The organism is Hypericibacter sp. (assembly GCF_050729195.1).
Classification (GTDB): domain Bacteria; phylum Pseudomonadota; class Alphaproteobacteria; order Dongiales; family Dongiaceae; genus Hypericibacter.
In genome coordinates this window covers 1-14,213 of sequence record NZ_JBOHKS010000082.1, presented here as the reverse complement: position 1 = coordinate 14,213, position 14,213 = coordinate 1, and the positions used below count along the sequence as shown (strand labels likewise).

Here is a 14,213-nt window from a genome sequence, read left to right as displayed (position 1 = left end):
AACGGACTCAGACGTCCTCTTCACACGCGCTTTGAAATGACTCGTCTTTTCCCATCGATCGGCACAGGCCGAAAAGATGTGTATATGCCCTAGCCGCAAGCGGGGGCGGAGATCAGAAAGCGGGAAGCCGCTAGAATGCCTTCATGACCGAGGACCGCAAGACCATGATCCTGACCGGTGCCAGCCGCGGCATCGGCCACGCCACCGTCAAGCGCTTCAGCCAGGAAGGCTGGCGCATGATCACCTGCAGCCGCGAGGCGCCGCCCGAGGAATGCAAGCGCGATCCGAACTGGGCGAAGCATATCACCGCCGACCTGGCCGATTCGGACGACCTCGAGCGCTTCGTCGCCGAGGCGAACGCGCTGCTGGGCGACGCAGGATCGCTGACGGCGCTGATCAACAATGCCGCGATCTCGCCCAAGACGCCGTTCAAGGAGCGGTTGGGCTGCCTCAATGGCGATATCGAGGGCTGGCGCGAGGTGTTCGAGCTCAATCTGTTCGTGCCGCTGCGCCTCGCCCGCGGCTTCGCCAAGGCGCTGCATAAGGGCCGGGGCTCGATCGTCAACATCACCTCGATCGCGGGCCATGCGATCCACCCCTTCGCCGGTTCGGCCTATTCGACATCGAAGGCGGCGCTCTCAGCCCTGACACGCGAGATGGCGGTCGAGTTCGCAAGCCTCGGCGTGCGGGTCAATGCGGTGGCGCCCGGCGAGATCGAGACCGCGATGATCGGGCCGGAATATGAGGCGCTGATCCCGCGCATCCCGATGCATCGGATGGGGCTGCCCTCCGAGGTCGCCTCGGCCGTGTTCCGGCTCTGCACCGAGGATTTCTCCTATGTGACGGGGACAGAGATCTTCGTCACGGGCGGACAGCATTTGTTTTAGAGACTTCCGAATTATCCCCTCTCCCGTCTTCGGGGGAGGGAAGGGAGGGGGCTGCTCGGTCGCCGACATCGCGTCATCCCCCTCCTTAGTCCTCCCCGAAGACGGGGGAGGAGATGATACCGAGAAGGCGGCTCGCGCGCCCTACAACCGCTCCCGCAGCGCGCGGAACCAGGCGAGGCGGGATTCGGTCTGGGCGATGTCGTGGTCGAGCCAGTCGAGCAAGTGGCCGGGTTCGCCGGCGTGGTGCGCGCGCAGATCGTTGAGGCGTGCCAGCTCCTGCTCGCAGATCTCGGCGAGGAGGTCGGCCTGCAGGCGCCGCTCTTCCGGCGTCAGCGCATCGATGAAGCGCATCTTGAGCGCGACGAAGAGCTTGTTGATCTCGCCCAGGGGCCCCCGCAGGCTCGCGGTCATGAGGCGCTGGAGCTCCTGCCGGCCGGCTTCGGTGAGCGCCATGAGCGCCGAGGCGCCCTGGCCGCTGCCGGGCTCGGCGTCGATCAGCCCCTCGAGCCGCAGCACCTCGAGCGACGGCCCCAGCAATTCCAGCGACGGACCGACGATACGCCCGGTGAAATGACGGACTTCCGTCGCCAGATCGGCATAGCGCTTGGGGCCCTGCCACAGGCTGCCCAAAGCCGCGAGACGGACGGCTTCGCTGGGAATGAGGCTGTTATCGCGATTCATGGGGATGGGTTCCGGACGGCCGGGACTCTAGGCCAGACGCCTCTTTGTTGTCATCGCCGGACTTGATCCGGCGATCCAGGGGCCGCCAGGGCTGGATCCCCGGATCCGGCCTGCGGCCGGTCCGAGGATGACAATGAAAGAAGGCGGGCGCCTCAGTTCCGGATGCCGCGCAAACGTTCGGAGCGCCGGCGCAGAAGCTCGACCGTGGTCAGCATCGCGACCGCAAAGACAATCAGCAAGGTTGCCGCGGCGGTGATGGTCGGGCTGATCATCTCGCGGATGCCGCTGAACATCTGCTTGGGCAAGGTGCGCTGCTCGGGGCTGGCGATGAAGAGCACCACCACCACCTCGTCGAACGAGGTGACGAAGGCGAAGAGCCCGCCGGAGATCACGCCCGGGAGAATCAGAGGTAATGTGATCTTGAAGAAGGAATGGACCGGATTGGAGCCGAGGCTAGCGGCGGCGCGGGTCAGGGTCTGATCGAAGCCCGAGAGGGTCGCCGTCACGGTGATGACGACGAAGGGTGTCGCCAGTGCCGTATGGGCCAGCACGATGCCGGGGATGCTGTTGGTGAGGCCGACGCGCGTATAGAAGAAATACATGCCGACGGCCGAGATGATCACCGGCACGACGATCGGCGAGATCAGCAGGCTCATGATGAGGCCGCGCGCCGGGAAGCGCGGACGGCTCAGTCCCAGCGCCGCAAGGGTGCCGAGTGCCGTCGACACCAGCGTGACGGACACCGCGACGATGATGCTCATCTTCAGCGCCGAGGTCCAACGGACGTTGGTGAAGAAGTCCTCGTACCAGCGCAAGGACAGGCCCGGCATCGGGTAGCTGAAATAGGGCTCCGAGTTGAAGGAGAGCGGCATGATCACGAGGATCGGCGCGATCAGGAACACCAGGATGGCGGCCACAATCACCCGGTGGGCGAAGAACCAGGCGCGTTCCGGGGTCGTTGCGTAAGCTGGCATCGGCATCAGGATCACCCGAACTTCATCTTGTCGACGCCGACGAGACGGTTATAGACCGAGAAGAGAATCAGCGTCGCGAACAGCAGGATGGCGCCCAGGGCCGAAGCCTTGCCCCAATTGTTCTCCTGGTTGATCGCGGTCGCGACCAGGTTGCTCACCATCTGGTCGGTGGCCCCGCCAACCAGCGCCGGGGTGATGTAATAGCCCAGGGACAGGATGAAGGTGAGCAGGCAGCCGGCGGCCATGCCCGGGATGGTCTGCGGGAAATAGACCCGCCAGAAGGCATAGAACGGACCGGCACCCAGCGAGCGCGCCGCCCGGACATGGGTGGGCGAGATCGTCTTCATCACGCTGTAGATGGGCAGCAGCGTGAAGGGCAGCTGAATGTGAGTCATGGCGATGATCGTGCCGAAGCGGCTGAAGATCAGCCGCAGCGGGCCATCGGAGAGATGCAGGAACTGGATCGTGTCGTTGATGATGCCGTTGTCCTGCAGCAGGACGAACCAGGCGGTCGTGCGCACCAGGAGCGAGGTCCAGAAGGGCAGCAGCACGAAGATCATCAGCAGGTTCGAATAGCGCGTCGGCAGCGTCGCCAGAAGATAGGCAACGGGAAATCCCAGGATCAGCGTTGCCAGCGTGACCTGGAAGGCGATCCAGAAGGTGCGCAGGAACACCGTCACATAGATGCGGTGATCCTGAGGCACTCTCTCGATCGCGTTGTCGGCATTGCGCTCCAGGTCCAGGGCCGCCAGCAAGTAATTCAGGGTCCAGGGGCTGTCGGCGCGCTTGATGGCGGCCCAGGCATCGCGCTCGCCCCAGACCGGGTCCATCGCGATGATGGCTTCCTTGAAAGGACCCGCTTCCAGCTTCTCGGCCTTGCGCGCGGTGGCGATGACCTTGCTGCGGATGCCGGAAATCTCGTAGTTCAGCCGTTTGCCGACGAGGGCCGCGGTCTTGTCCTTCTGGGCCTGCTTCAGATCGGCCGCGAAGGCCGCAAAAGTCGTTTCGTCGGGAAGGCCCTGGCCATCCCAGCTCTGCAGCCCCTGCATCGTCGTCGGCAGAACCCGGCTGATGTCCTCGGGATCGTCGATGGCATTGCGGAGCATGGTGGCGATCGGCACCACGAACGACATCACGATGAAAAGAAGCAGCGGCAGGACGAGGCCCAAGGCCTTCAACCGGCGCGACCGCTCCACGCGCTGCAGTTTCTGCTTGAGCGGAACGCCGTCGGCCGTGCGTACGATGTCGGGTGCCGTCGTCGCGACCATGAGATCAGTGACTCATAGAAAACAGGCGGGCATAGAAAACAGGCGGGGAAGGAGCCCGGAGGCTCCTTCCCCGACGAACGAAGTTACTGAGCGAGCCAGGCGTTGAAGCGCTCGCGCAGTTCCTCACCCTTGTCGGCCCAGAACTGCGGGTCGACGGTGATGGCGTTCTTCATGTTGTCCGGCGCGGACGGCAGATCCTTCAGCACATCCGGCTTGATCATCGGCGTGGCTTCGGTGTTGGCCGGACCGTAGGAGATGTAGTTGGTCTGGTTGGCCTGATTCTCCGCCTTGGTCGCGAAAGCGATGAACTGATAGGCGAGATCCGTACGGGGGCTGCCTTTCGGAATCCCCCACAGATCATAGTCCGGCGCCTGGCCGTCCCACACGATCACGAAATTCTTATGGTCGTTCTTGATCGCGTTGTAGATGCGGCCGTTCCAGGTCGAGCCCATCACCACCTGGCCGTCGGCCAGGAGCTGGGGCGTCTGGGCGCCGGCTTCCCACCACACGACGTCCTTCTTGATGGTGTCGAGCTTCTTGAAGGCGCGGTCCACACCCTCGGGCGTGTTCAGCACCGTGTAGAGGTCCTTGGTCGCCACGCCGTCCGCCATCAGCGCCCATTCGAGATTGATGAATGGGTTCTTCTGGAGGGCGCGCTTGCCCGGGAACTTCTTCAGGTCGAACAGGTCGGCGACCGTCTTCGGCCCGTCCTTCAGCTTGTCGGCATCGTAGGCGAAGATGGTCGAGTAGAGGATTGTCGGAACGGCGCAGTCGAACTGGTTGCCACCGATCATCTTCGACTTGTCGACGCCGACCTTGGCGTAGTCGATCGGCTCGAGGATGCCCTCGGCGCAGGCTGCAAGCGCGGTCTGGGTGTCCAAATCCACGACGTCCCAGGTCACGGCGTTGGCTTCGACCATGGCGCGGATCTTGGCGATCTCGCCGTTATATTCCTCTTCCGTGATCTTGGTCCCGGTCGCCTTGGCGAACGGCTTGATATAGGCCTCTTGCTGGCTGGCCTGGTAGGCGCCGCCCCAGGACACGACGGTCAACGCCTTGTCCTCGGCCGCGGCAGGCTTGGTCAGCGTCAGGGCCAAAGCCGCGACGCCGGCCATGACGAGAGCGCTCGTCATCAACATGCGGGTCTTCATTTCTACTGCACTCCCTGCGAAATGCCGGTGTTTTTTTGCCGGCGGTTGAAACCGCTCCATAAGACCGCGCCTGGGTCCATCCATCGATCGGCGCGGGCTCGAGAGCTCGTCTGTCAGTGCGCGTCGAGCGCCCGACAATCCTCCGCTTTCCAGCCGACCGCGATGGTGGCGCCCGGCTCGAACTGATGGGCGCCTTCGGAATTCGGCACCTTGATCACGAAATCGCTGTTCCCGCACACCGTCACCCGGGTGCGGATATGGTCGCCCAGATAGATCAGCTCCTCGACCTTGGCGGTGAAGAGATTGGGCATCGTACCGGTGGGTGGATTGACCCGGACGCGCTCGGGCCGCAGCGAGAGCACGGTCGGCGAACCGACGCCGTCGATCTTGACGGGGGTCGCCTGGACCGTGCCGCCGCCTTCGATCTCGACCTGGCAGGTCGTGCCGTTGGTGGCCTTGATCCGGCCGCGGATCTTGTTGTTCTCGCCGATGAACTGCGCCACGAAGGCGTTCAGCGGGCGCTCATAGAGATCGTCGGGCGTCGCCAGCTGCTGGATGATGCCGTCATTGAAGACGGCGATCCGGTTGGACATGGTGAGCGCTTCGCTCTGATCGTGCGTCACATAGACGATCGTGATGCCGAGGCGGTCATGCAGATGCTTGACCTCGAACTGCATCTGCTCGCGCAGCTGCTTGTCGAGGGCGCCCAGCGGCTCGTCCATCAGGACGAGCTTGGGATCGAAAACCAGCGCCCGGGCCACGGCGACGCGCTGCTGCTGGCCGCCCGAGAGCTGGGCGGGGCGGCGTTTGCCATAGATGCCGAGCTGCACCATGTCGAGGGCCCGCTTGATGCGGGTCTCGATCTCGGCCTTCCCGATCTTGCGAACCTGCAAGGGGAAGGCGAGGTTTTCTTCGACGGTCATGTGGGGGAAGAGGGCGTAATTCTGGAACACCATGCCGATGTTCCGCTTGTGCGGCGGCATGTTGTCGATCGGCTGGCCGTCCAGAATGATACGGCCGTTGGTCGGAACCTCGAAGCCGGCCAGCATCAGCAGGGTGGTGGTCTTGCCGGAGCCCGAGGGGCCGAGCATCGTCAAGAACTCGCCCTGGGCGATATCCATGTTCAGGTTTTTGACGACCAGCGTCTCGCCGTCATAGCTCTTCTGGACGTCCTTGAAGCTGACGTAATTATCCTGTCGCTTGCTCATTACCAGACCGCATCACTCCCAGATCCTTGTTTCCGCACTTCTTTATACGAGGCCGACAGGTCGCCGGCCGCATTCGGGTGCGGTGCGAAATGCTACGGTACGATTCCTGCAATTGGGAGTCATTTGTTTCGCAATAACAAGGCTGGCCAGGGAAAAGGGTCTTGCTGCCCCGCCCGGGACCGGCCATGGACGGATAGGGCAGCCCCGTTGCCGCCTTTGCGCGCAGCCCTGCCCGAAGAGGAGGCAGGTGTGCGGGTGAGCCGCTGACGTTCCGGACAGGTTTGACGGGAAACCGGAATAGCGGGTTACGCCGTCCTCCGACCGAACCGGACGCCGGGGGCGGGCATGGCCACGCCTTGGGCCGCGCCGCCGAACCGCCGACCGATTGGTATCAGGCTCAGGCGGCGACGAGACCTTGCTCGCGGACCCAGGCCCAGGTCGCGTCGAGGCCCTTGGCAAAGCGCCGGAACATTTCCTCGATTTCAGCCTCAGTGATGATCAGCGGCGGACAGAAGGCCATGCCGTCCGCCATTCCGCGGGTGATGAGGCCCAGTTCCTGGCAGAACTTGCTCGTCTGGGCCGCAATACCTTGCTGCGGCGCAAAGGACTCCCTGGTCTGTTTGTTCTTCACCAGTTCGATGGCGCCGATGAGACCGACGCCGCGCACCTCGCCCACCAGCGGATGATCGGCGAAGCGCCGCATCTCGCGTTGGAAGGTGGGGGCGACGCGGCGGACCTGATCCACGATGTTGCGTTCCTCATAGATCTTCAGGGTCTCGAGCGCGACGGCGGCACAGACGGGGTTGCCAGAATAGGTGTAGCCATGGCCGAAGACGCCGATCTTGCCGCTGTTGTCGCGAAGGACGGCGTAGACCTTCTCGTTGATCATTACCGCTGAGATCGGCAGGTAGGAAGACGACAGAGCCTTGGCGACGGTCACGATGTCGGGAGTCATCTTGTAGGTCTGGCTTCCGAACATATTGCCCGTGCGCCCGAAGCCGCAGATCACTTCGTCGGCGATGAAGAGGATGTCGTGTTTCCGCAGGACCCGCTGGATCAGATCGAAATAGCCGGCGGGCGGAACGATGACTCCACCCGCACCCATGACCGGCTCGGCGATGAAGGCCGCGATCGTGTCGGGGCCCTCGCTGAGGATGAGCTTCTCGAGGCTGTCAGCCATGCGCTGGGCGAACTGCGCCTCGGTTTCGCTCTCTTGCCCGTAGCGATAGTAATGCGGACAGTCGGTGTGGAGTATGTTGGCGATCGGCAGATCGAAGTCGCGATGATTGTTGGGAAGCCCGGTCAAGCTGGCGGATGCGACGGTGACACCGTGATAGCCCTTCTGGCGCGAGATGATCTTCTTCTTCTTCGTCCGGCCGAGCGCGTTGTTGTAGTACCAGACCATCTTGATGACGGTATCGTTGGCCTCGGAGCCGGAACTGGCGAAATAGACCTTCGACATCGGCACCGGCGCGATGCCGATCAGCTTCTCGGCGAGTTCGACGGTCACCGACGAGGTCTTCTGGCTGAAGGTATGGTAGTAGGGCAGCTTCTTCATCTGCCTGATGGCGGCGTCGACCAGGCGCTCCTCGCCAAACCCCAGCGACGTGCACCAGAGGCCGGCCATGCCTTCGATATAGGCTTTGCCGTTTTCGTCATAGACATAGATGCCCTTGCCCTCGGTCATGATGAGCGGGCCTTCCTGTTCTTGGCGCACCGCATTGGTATAGCCATGCAGGTGATAGGCGACGTCGCGCGCGGCCAATGAGTTCGGCTTGATCTGATTCATGAGATGCCCACCTCCAGCGGAGGGCGACTGTGAAACATCGTTGATGGGCTTGGGCGCCAGCGATCTCCAGAATCGGAGGCGCAGCCGAGGCGACCACTATTCCGGTTGCCCGGGGCCAAGTCAAAGCCGCCGCCCGACCGGCGCAAATGTCAGGGTGACAAGCGGGTCCGCGAGGAATCGCGGCGATCAACGCCGGCCGTAGACATCCTCCAGGCGGACGATATCGTCCTCCCCCAGATAGCCGCCCGACTGGACCTCGATGATATGAAGGGGTTCCTCGCCCGGGTTCTCCAACCGGTGGGCGGCGCCCAGGGGGATATAGGCCGACTGGTTCGCCACCAGGTCGAAGAGCTGACCATCGCGCGTCACCCGGGCGATACCGCGAACGACCACCCAGTGCTCGGCGCGCTGGGCATGGCGCTGCAGGGAGAGCTTGCCACCCGGCCGGACGATCAGGCGCTTCACCTGGAAACGGTCGCCGGCATCGACCTGCTCATAGGAGCCCCAGGGCCGGAAGACCTTGCGGTGGCGCAGATGTTCGTGACGGCCCTTCTGGTCGAGGGCGGCGACGATGGAACGCAGATCCTGGGCCTTGTCGCGGGCCAGAACCAGAACGGCGTCCGGCGTCTCGACGGCGACCACACCGGTCAGGCCCTGGACCGCCAGGAGGCGGCTCTCGGCGCGCAGATAGCTGTCGCGGACCCCGACGGCGACCACGTCACCGATGATCGCATTACCCTCGGCGTCCTTGTCGGCCGCTTCCCAGAGGCTGTCCCAGGAACCGACATCGGACCAGCCCATGTCGCAGGGCACCACCGCTGCCATGGCGGTGCGCTCGAGCACGGCATAGTCGATCGATTTCGAGATGGCCTTGGCGAATTCCGGCTCGTTCAGCCGGGTAAAGTCGAGATCGCGCTCGGCGGCGCCGAGCGAGGCCCGCACGGCGGCCAGCATGGCCGGCTCGTAATGCTCCAGCTCTTCGATCAGCCGGCGCGCCTGGAACAGCACCATGCCGCCATTCCAGACATGGTCGCCAGCGGTGAGGTAGGCCCGGGCGGTCGGCAGGTCGGGCTTCTCGACGAACCGGGCGACCCGCCGGCAGCCCGGCGCTTCCTCGAGGTCGGCGCCCAGGCGGATATAGCCATAGCCGGTCTCGGGCTTGTTGGGCGTGATGCCGAACGTCACGAGAAAGCCGGCGAGGGCCGCGGGCAGGGCCGTGGCGATCGCGGCGCGGAAACTCTCCGGGTCGGCCACATGGTGGTCCGAGGGCAGCAGCAGGAGGACGGATTCCGGGTCGATGGCCTCGGCGGCCAGGGCCGCGGCGGCGGCGGCCGGTGCCGTATTGCGGGCCAGCGGCTCCAGGAGGATGGCCTCGGGCGCCACCTCGATGCTGCGCAGCTGCTCGGCCACCATGAAGCGGTGTTCGGCATTGCAGACGACGAAGGGCGGCAGGAATCCATGGGCCGGCGCCACGCGCCGTGCGGTCGCCTGCAGCAGGCTCTCCTCTGAGAGCAGCGGCATGAGCTGCTTGGGATAGGTGGCGCGCGAGAGGGGCCAGAGCCGCGTCCCGGCGCCGCCCGACAGGATCACGGGGCGTACCTGCATCGTGTTCGAGTAGTAACGCAATTCGTTCATGACGCCAATCTCGCTGGGGTTAACAGAGCCCTTGTCCGCAGGCACACGCCGGGTGTCCATAAGCAGGCCAGGAAGCCGGCGATGCCTTCCGGATGCGCCGATTCTGACAAACTGGTAGAGATGTTCGCGTGACGGGCAGGGAGACAAAACTGTGGCAGAGCGTTTCGATCTGATTGTCAAAGGCGGCCTGGCGATGACGCCCTCTGGGCTTGTCGAGGCCGATATTGCGATCACGGATGGGAAGATCGCCGCGATCGGGCGGATCGATCAGCCGGCCGACACACTGCTCGATGCCAAGGGTTTGCACGTGCTCCCGGGCGTGATCGACAGCCAGGTGCATTTCCGCGAGCCGGGCCTGACCCACAAGGAAGATCTCGCGACCGGCACGGCGGGTGCGGCGCTGGGCGGGGTCACGGCGATCTTCGAGATGCCCAATACCAATCCCAACACCGCCACGGCCGAGGCGCTGGCAGAGAAGCTGAGCCTGGCCGAGGGCCGCGTCTGGTGCGATGTCGCCTTCTTCGTCGGCGCCACGGGAGAGAATGCCGAGAAGCTCGGCGAGCTCGAAAGGCTGCCGGGCGCTTCGGGCGTCAAGATCTTCATGGGGAGTTCCACGGGCACGCTGCTGGTCGCCGACGACGAGACGCTGCTGAAGGCATTGCGCAACGGCACGCGGCGGGTCGCGATCCATGCCGAGGACGAATATCGCCTGCGCGAGCGCCATGCGCTGGTGAAGGACGGTGCCGATCCGGTGATGCATCCGGTCTGGCGCGATGTGGAGACGGCGACCCGCGCGACGCAGCGCGTGATGCGGCTCGCGCGCCAGGCCAAGCGCCGCGTCCATATCCTGCATGTGACCACGGCGGAAGAGGTTCCTATCCTCGCCGCCAACAAGGATCTCGTCACCATGGAGGTGACGCCGCAGCATCTGACGCTGGCAGCTCCCGACTGCTATCGCGAGCTCGGGACCTTCGCGCAGATGAACCCGCCGATCCGCGAGATGCGCCACCGCGAGGCGCTGTGGCAGGCGGTGCGCGACGGCATCGTCGACGTGATCGGCTCGGATCACGCCCCCCATACCAAGGACGAGAAGGCAAGGCCCTATCCGCAGAGCCCGTCGGGCATGCCGGGCGTGCAGACGCTGCTGCCGCTGATGCTGGATCATATGAATGCGGGGCGGTTGACGCTGGAGCGACTGGTCGATCTCACCAGTGCCGGCCCCGCCCGGATCTACAATGTCGCCGGCAAGGGCCGCATCGCCGTCGGCTACGATGCCGATCTCTCGATCGTCGACCTCAAGGCGAAGCGGACCATCGAATCCAAGCAGCAGGCCACGCGCTGCGGCTGGACGCCGTTCGACGGCCGGTCCGTGACGGGCTGGCCCAAGGCCACGATCGTGCGCGGCCATATCGTGATGCGCGAGGACGAGCTGATCGGACGGCCCATCGGCCAGCCGGTGCGGTTCGCGGAGTGCCTGCCCAGCTGATTCTTGCTGTCTATTTGCGGAGGCTCTGACGACCTAGTAAACGCTATCGAAGTACAAGCACGCAAACTATGGAGGCCTGCATGGGACGACCAGACGGCCGTTTGCTGAACAAGGAGTGGAATATCGGCGCGCAACACGCGCTCTATAGTACTAGAGTACTAGGGGCACTTGGTATCACACATTGGAGCGGTTCCCTGGGGCACTATGTGATGCAAATGGATATGTCCTGTTTGAAACCAAGCATGCTTATGAAACGTGCCCCCACTTGAGTATCGGTCAAGAGCTCAATGTTCCCGGTGGCATAAGTAGTCTTCCCGGATACATCAAGATGCGAGGCTCAAGCTAGCTGCCGGACCGAAAGGCCGCCCGATTGACGAAGCCCGCCCGCACCCTCAGAGTCTGACCTCGACCGCGCCGGATCGGTGCGGGATCATCCGCATTCCATCAGGAGCGATCGCATTTCCATGTTCAAAGCCCTGCTGCTCGAAGAGAAAGACGGGAAGGTTTCCGCCAGCATCAAATCGCTCGAGGAGTCGGCGTTGCCGCAGGGCGACGTGACGGTCGCGGTCGAGTTCAGCACGCTCAACTACAAGGACGGGCTGGTGCTGGGCGGGTTGGGGCGCCTGGTGCGAACCTATCCGCATGTGGGCGGCGTGGATCTCGTCGGCACGGTGGAAAGCTCGAGCCATCCGGCCTGGAAGGCGGGCGACAAGGTCATGCTCAATGGCTGGCGCGTAGGGGAGATTCATTGGGGCGGTTATGCCGAGAAGGCGCGGGTCAAGGGCGACTGGCTGATCCCGCTGCCGAAGGGGCTGACGCCCGAGCGCGCCATGGCGATCGGCACGGCGGGCTATGCCTCGATGCTGGGAATCATCGCGCTCGAGATGCATGGCCTCAAGCCCGACAAGGGCGAGGTGCTGGTGACGGGGGCCGCGGGCGGCGTCGGCAGCGTCGCGGTCGCGGTGCTGGCCAAGCTCGGCTACAAGGTCGTGGCCTCGACGGGTCGCGCCGAGACACATGACTATCTGAAGTCGCTGGGCGCGGCCGAGATCATCGATCGCGCCAGCATCGCGACGCCGTCGGGCAAGCCGATGGACAGCGAGCGCTGGGCCGGCTGCGTCGACGCGGTCGGCGGCAGCACGCTCGCGAACGTGCTGGCCAATCTCAAATATGGGTGTGGGGCTGCGGCTTGCGGGCTCGCCGGCGGGACCAAGCTCGAGACCACGGTCATTCCGTTCCTGCTGCGCGGGGTCAATCTGCTCGGCATCGACACGGTGATGTGCCCGATGGATCGCCGCAAGGAGGCCTGGGCGCGGCTTGCAAGCGATTTGCCGGCGGACAAGATCGACGCCATGATCCAGAAGGCGACCCTGGCCGATCTGCCGAAGCTGGGCGCCGACATCCTGGCCGGCAAGGTGCGCGGTCGCGTCGTCGTGGATGTGAGGAAGTAGGTCCTCCTTCGCCAGATCTCCGGTCGATAGGAGGGGCGAGAGGGTGGGCCAAATATGGTTAATACGGGATCCCGGCGCTCGAAGGTGATGTCGATGCTGGTGCTCGCCGGCACCGCTTCGGCCTTCAGCATGTGCCAGCCCAGCCGGCCCGATGTGATCGCCTATGTCGAGCCGCCCGCGATCTATTGTTACGAGACGCTGGCCAAGCCCGATTGCTATGCCCAGCCGCTGCCGGGCGAATATAACCGGATGATCGGCTACTATGGCGCGCCGCTGCCCGAGATGCCGGCGCAGCAGGTGCCGGGCGTCACCATCACGCAATCCGGGCAGGGGATGTAGGCGAGCGAGCTTACTCCGGCAGGCCGGCTCCCCGCAGTCCTTCGAGCCATTTTCGCAGGACGTCGGGTTTCCAGGCGCCCAGCAAGATGCCGATACTGGAAATGCGCAGCTCGGGCTGGCGCTGGATCAACTGCGTGACCGCCGCTTGCGCTTCGGCCTTGCGCCCCAGCATCGCCGAGGCTGCCGCGATGACGCAGGTGGCGAGGGCGATTTCCGGTCTCTCCTGTGTTCCCGCTTTGGCGCATGACAGCGCTTCTTCATAGCGCCCGGCCAGATAATGCGCGCAACCGAGGCAGCTCTGCATCATGAAGCCGTGCGGGTCGTGGGGGCTGAGCCGCTTGGCACGGTTGACGTGATCGATCGCGATCTCCGTCTCTCCGTTGCGCACCTTGGCCCAGGCGCTGAAGAGCCACGCCCAGGCGTAGTTCGGATTGAGCGACAAGGCGCGATCGATCAAGGCGACGGCGCGGTCAAAGTCGCCGACGACATAATCGAGCGCGATCCCGGCCGTCGCCAGCGCCACGGCGTCGTCCCGGCCCAATTCCACCGCACGTTCGGCCAAGCGTTGCGCCTCGGCCTTCTCGGCAGTGCGATCGACGACCCAGCTGCTGACCTTCCGTTGGGAATAGCAGCGGGCTGCCATGCCATAGGCCGAGGCAAAATCGGGATCGAGCTCGATGGCCCGCGCGAAGGACGCGAGCGCCTCGATATTGGCTTCCCGGCTCCAGCGGTGAACAGCCGCTAACCCGCGCAGATAGTGGTCGTAAGCGTCGAGGCTCTCGGTTGGCTTGCGCTTGGCGCGATCAATCTCGGCCTGCTCCAGCTTGGGCGCGATCGCACCGACCACGCTCGACGTCACTTGGTCCTGCAGGTCGAAGATGTCCTCGAGCGCGCCGTCGAAGCGGTCGGCCCAGAGGTGAGCGCCGTTGGCGCAGTCGATCAACTGGCCGGCGATTCGGACCTTGTTGCCGGATTTACGCAGGCTTCCTTCGAGCACATAACGGACGCCAAGCTCGCGCCCGACCTGCTTCACATCGACGGCGCGGCCCTTGTAGGTGAAGCTCGAATTGCGCGCGATCACGAAGAGCCAGCGCATCCGCGAGAGGCCGGTGATGATCTCCTCGACGATGCCGTCGGCAAAATAGTCCTGCTCCGGGTCGCCGCTCATGTTCTGGAAGGGGAGGACGGCGATCGAGGGCTTGTCGGGGAGGGCAAGGGCGGGCTTCGCGACCGGTGCGATGGCCGGAACGCCCAGGCGGATCCGGTACACCCTCACCGGCTGCGCGATATTCTTGAGCGCCTGCTCGCCCAGATCGTCGAAGGTGTAGTCGAACTTGCCGCGAA

The 14,213-nt window shown here is 64.4% G+C and carries 12 protein-coding genes; 4 read left to right on the top strand and 8 right to left on the bottom strand.

The window, feature by feature from the left end; genetic code table 11:
- The first annotated feature begins 143 nt into the window (after positions 1-143).
- Positions 144-887, top strand: a complete 744-nt coding sequence (locus ACREE8_RS06440; RefSeq protein ID WP_431572158.1) for an SDR family NAD(P)-dependent oxidoreductase — start codon at positions 144-146, stop codon at positions 885-887.
- Positions 888-1,028: 141 nt separating this feature from the next.
- On the opposite strand, the gene ACREE8_RS06435 is transcribed toward ACREE8_RS06440, so the two are convergent.
- The 7 genes from ACREE8_RS06435 to ACREE8_RS06405 all read right to left on the bottom strand — a co-directional run bounded on the left by ACREE8_RS06435 (position 1,029) and on the right by ACREE8_RS06405 (position 9,593).
- Positions 1,029-1,568, bottom strand: coding sequence for a hypothetical protein (locus ACREE8_RS06435; protein WP_431572157.1), 540 nt, complete (start codon positions 1,566-1,568; stop codon positions 1,029-1,031).
- 152 nt (positions 1,569-1,720) lie between these two features.
- Positions 1,721-2,542: an ABC transporter permease gene (locus ACREE8_RS06430; RefSeq protein WP_431572156.1), complete on the bottom strand. Its 822-nt coding sequence runs from the start codon at positions 2,540-2,542 to the stop codon at positions 1,721-1,723.
- 11 nt (positions 2,543-2,553) lie between these two features.
- A complete protein-coding gene (locus ACREE8_RS06425) occupies positions 2,554-3,810 on the bottom strand; it encodes an ABC transporter permease (RefSeq protein ID WP_431572155.1) in 1,257 nt (418 codons plus the stop codon).
- Positions 3,811-3,893: 83 nt separating this feature from the next.
- A complete protein-coding gene (locus ACREE8_RS06420) occupies positions 3,894-4,961 on the bottom strand; it encodes an ABC transporter substrate-binding protein (RefSeq protein ID WP_431572154.1) in 1,068 nt (355 codons plus the stop codon).
- A 113-nt stretch (positions 4,962-5,074) separates the two neighbouring features.
- Positions 5,075-6,169 carry an ABC transporter ATP-binding protein gene (locus ACREE8_RS06415; RefSeq protein ID WP_431572153.1) on the bottom strand — a complete coding sequence of 365 codons (1,095 nt, stop codon included), beginning with the start codon at positions 6,167-6,169 and terminating at the stop codon, positions 5,075-5,077.
- Positions 6,170-6,566: 397 nt separating this feature from the next.
- The gene (locus ACREE8_RS06410; RefSeq protein WP_431572152.1) at positions 6,567-7,958 is read right to left on the bottom strand and encodes an aspartate aminotransferase family protein; all 1,392 of its coding nucleotides are present in this window, start codon (positions 7,956-7,958) and stop codon (positions 6,567-6,569) included.
- 186 nt (positions 7,959-8,144) lie between these two features.
- Positions 8,145-9,593 (bottom strand): mannose-1-phosphate guanylyltransferase/mannose-6-phosphate isomerase, encoded by a 1,449-nt coding sequence (locus ACREE8_RS06405; protein WP_431572151.1) that lies wholly within the window; start codon positions 9,591-9,593, stop codon positions 8,145-8,147.
- Between the two features lie 151 nt (positions 9,594-9,744).
- Here ACREE8_RS06405 and ACREE8_RS06400 point away from each other — a divergent pair, with 151 nt between their 5' ends.
- The 3 genes from ACREE8_RS06400 to ACREE8_RS06390 all read left to right on the top strand — a co-directional run bounded on the left by ACREE8_RS06400 (position 9,745) and on the right by ACREE8_RS06390 (position 12,869).
- Positions 9,745-11,079, top strand: coding sequence for a dihydroorotase (locus ACREE8_RS06400; RefSeq protein WP_431572150.1), 1,335 nt, complete (start codon positions 9,745-9,747; stop codon positions 11,077-11,079).
- A 464-nt stretch (positions 11,080-11,543) separates the two neighbouring features.
- Positions 11,544-12,530, top strand: a complete 987-nt coding sequence (locus tag ACREE8_RS06395; RefSeq protein WP_431572149.1) for an MDR family oxidoreductase — start codon at positions 11,544-11,546, stop codon at positions 12,528-12,530.
- 54 nt (positions 12,531-12,584) lie between these two features.
- A complete protein-coding gene (locus tag ACREE8_RS06390) occupies positions 12,585-12,869 on the top strand; it encodes a hypothetical protein (protein WP_431572148.1) in 285 nt (94 codons plus the stop codon).
- A 10-nt stretch (positions 12,870-12,879) separates the two neighbouring features.
- Here ACREE8_RS06390 and ACREE8_RS06385 read toward each other — a convergent pair.
- Positions 12,880-14,213: tetratricopeptide repeat protein (locus tag ACREE8_RS06385; RefSeq protein ID WP_431572147.1), on the bottom strand; the 1,334-nt coding region annotated here is incomplete at its 5' end.

Coding starts and splice junctions, on each gene's coding strand:
- ACREE8_RS06440 (WP_431572158.1), top strand. CDS start 144: ATGACCGAGGACCGCAAGACCATGATCCTGACCGGTGCCAGCCGCGGC.
- ACREE8_RS06435 (WP_431572157.1), bottom strand. CDS start 1,568: ATGAATCGCGATAACAGCCTCATTCCCAGCGAAGCCGTCCGTCTCGCG.
- ACREE8_RS06430 (WP_431572156.1), bottom strand. CDS start 2,542: ATGCCAGCTTACGCAACGACCCCGGAACGCGCCTGGTTCTTCGCCCAC.
- ACREE8_RS06425 (WP_431572155.1), bottom strand. CDS start 3,810: ATGGTCGCGACGACGGCACCCGACATCGTACGCACGGCCGACGGCGTT.
- ACREE8_RS06420 (WP_431572154.1), bottom strand. CDS start 4,961: ATGAAGACCCGCATGTTGATGACGAGCGCTCTCGTCATGGCCGGCGTC.
- ACREE8_RS06415 (WP_431572153.1), bottom strand. CDS start 6,169: ATGAGCAAGCGACAGGATAATTACGTCAGCTTCAAGGACGTCCAGAAG.
- ACREE8_RS06410 (WP_431572152.1), bottom strand. CDS start 7,958: ATGAATCAGATCAAGCCGAACTCATTGGCCGCGCGCGACGTCGCCTAT.
- ACREE8_RS06405 (WP_431572151.1), bottom strand. CDS start 9,593: ATGAACGAATTGCGTTACTACTCGAACACGATGCAGGTACGCCCCGTG.
- ACREE8_RS06395 (WP_431572149.1), top strand. CDS start 11,544: ATGTTCAAAGCCCTGCTGCTCGAAGAGAAAGACGGGAAGGTTTCCGCC.
- ACREE8_RS06390 (WP_431572148.1), top strand. CDS start 12,585: ATGGTTAATACGGGATCCCGGCGCTCGAAGGTGATGTCGATGCTGGTG.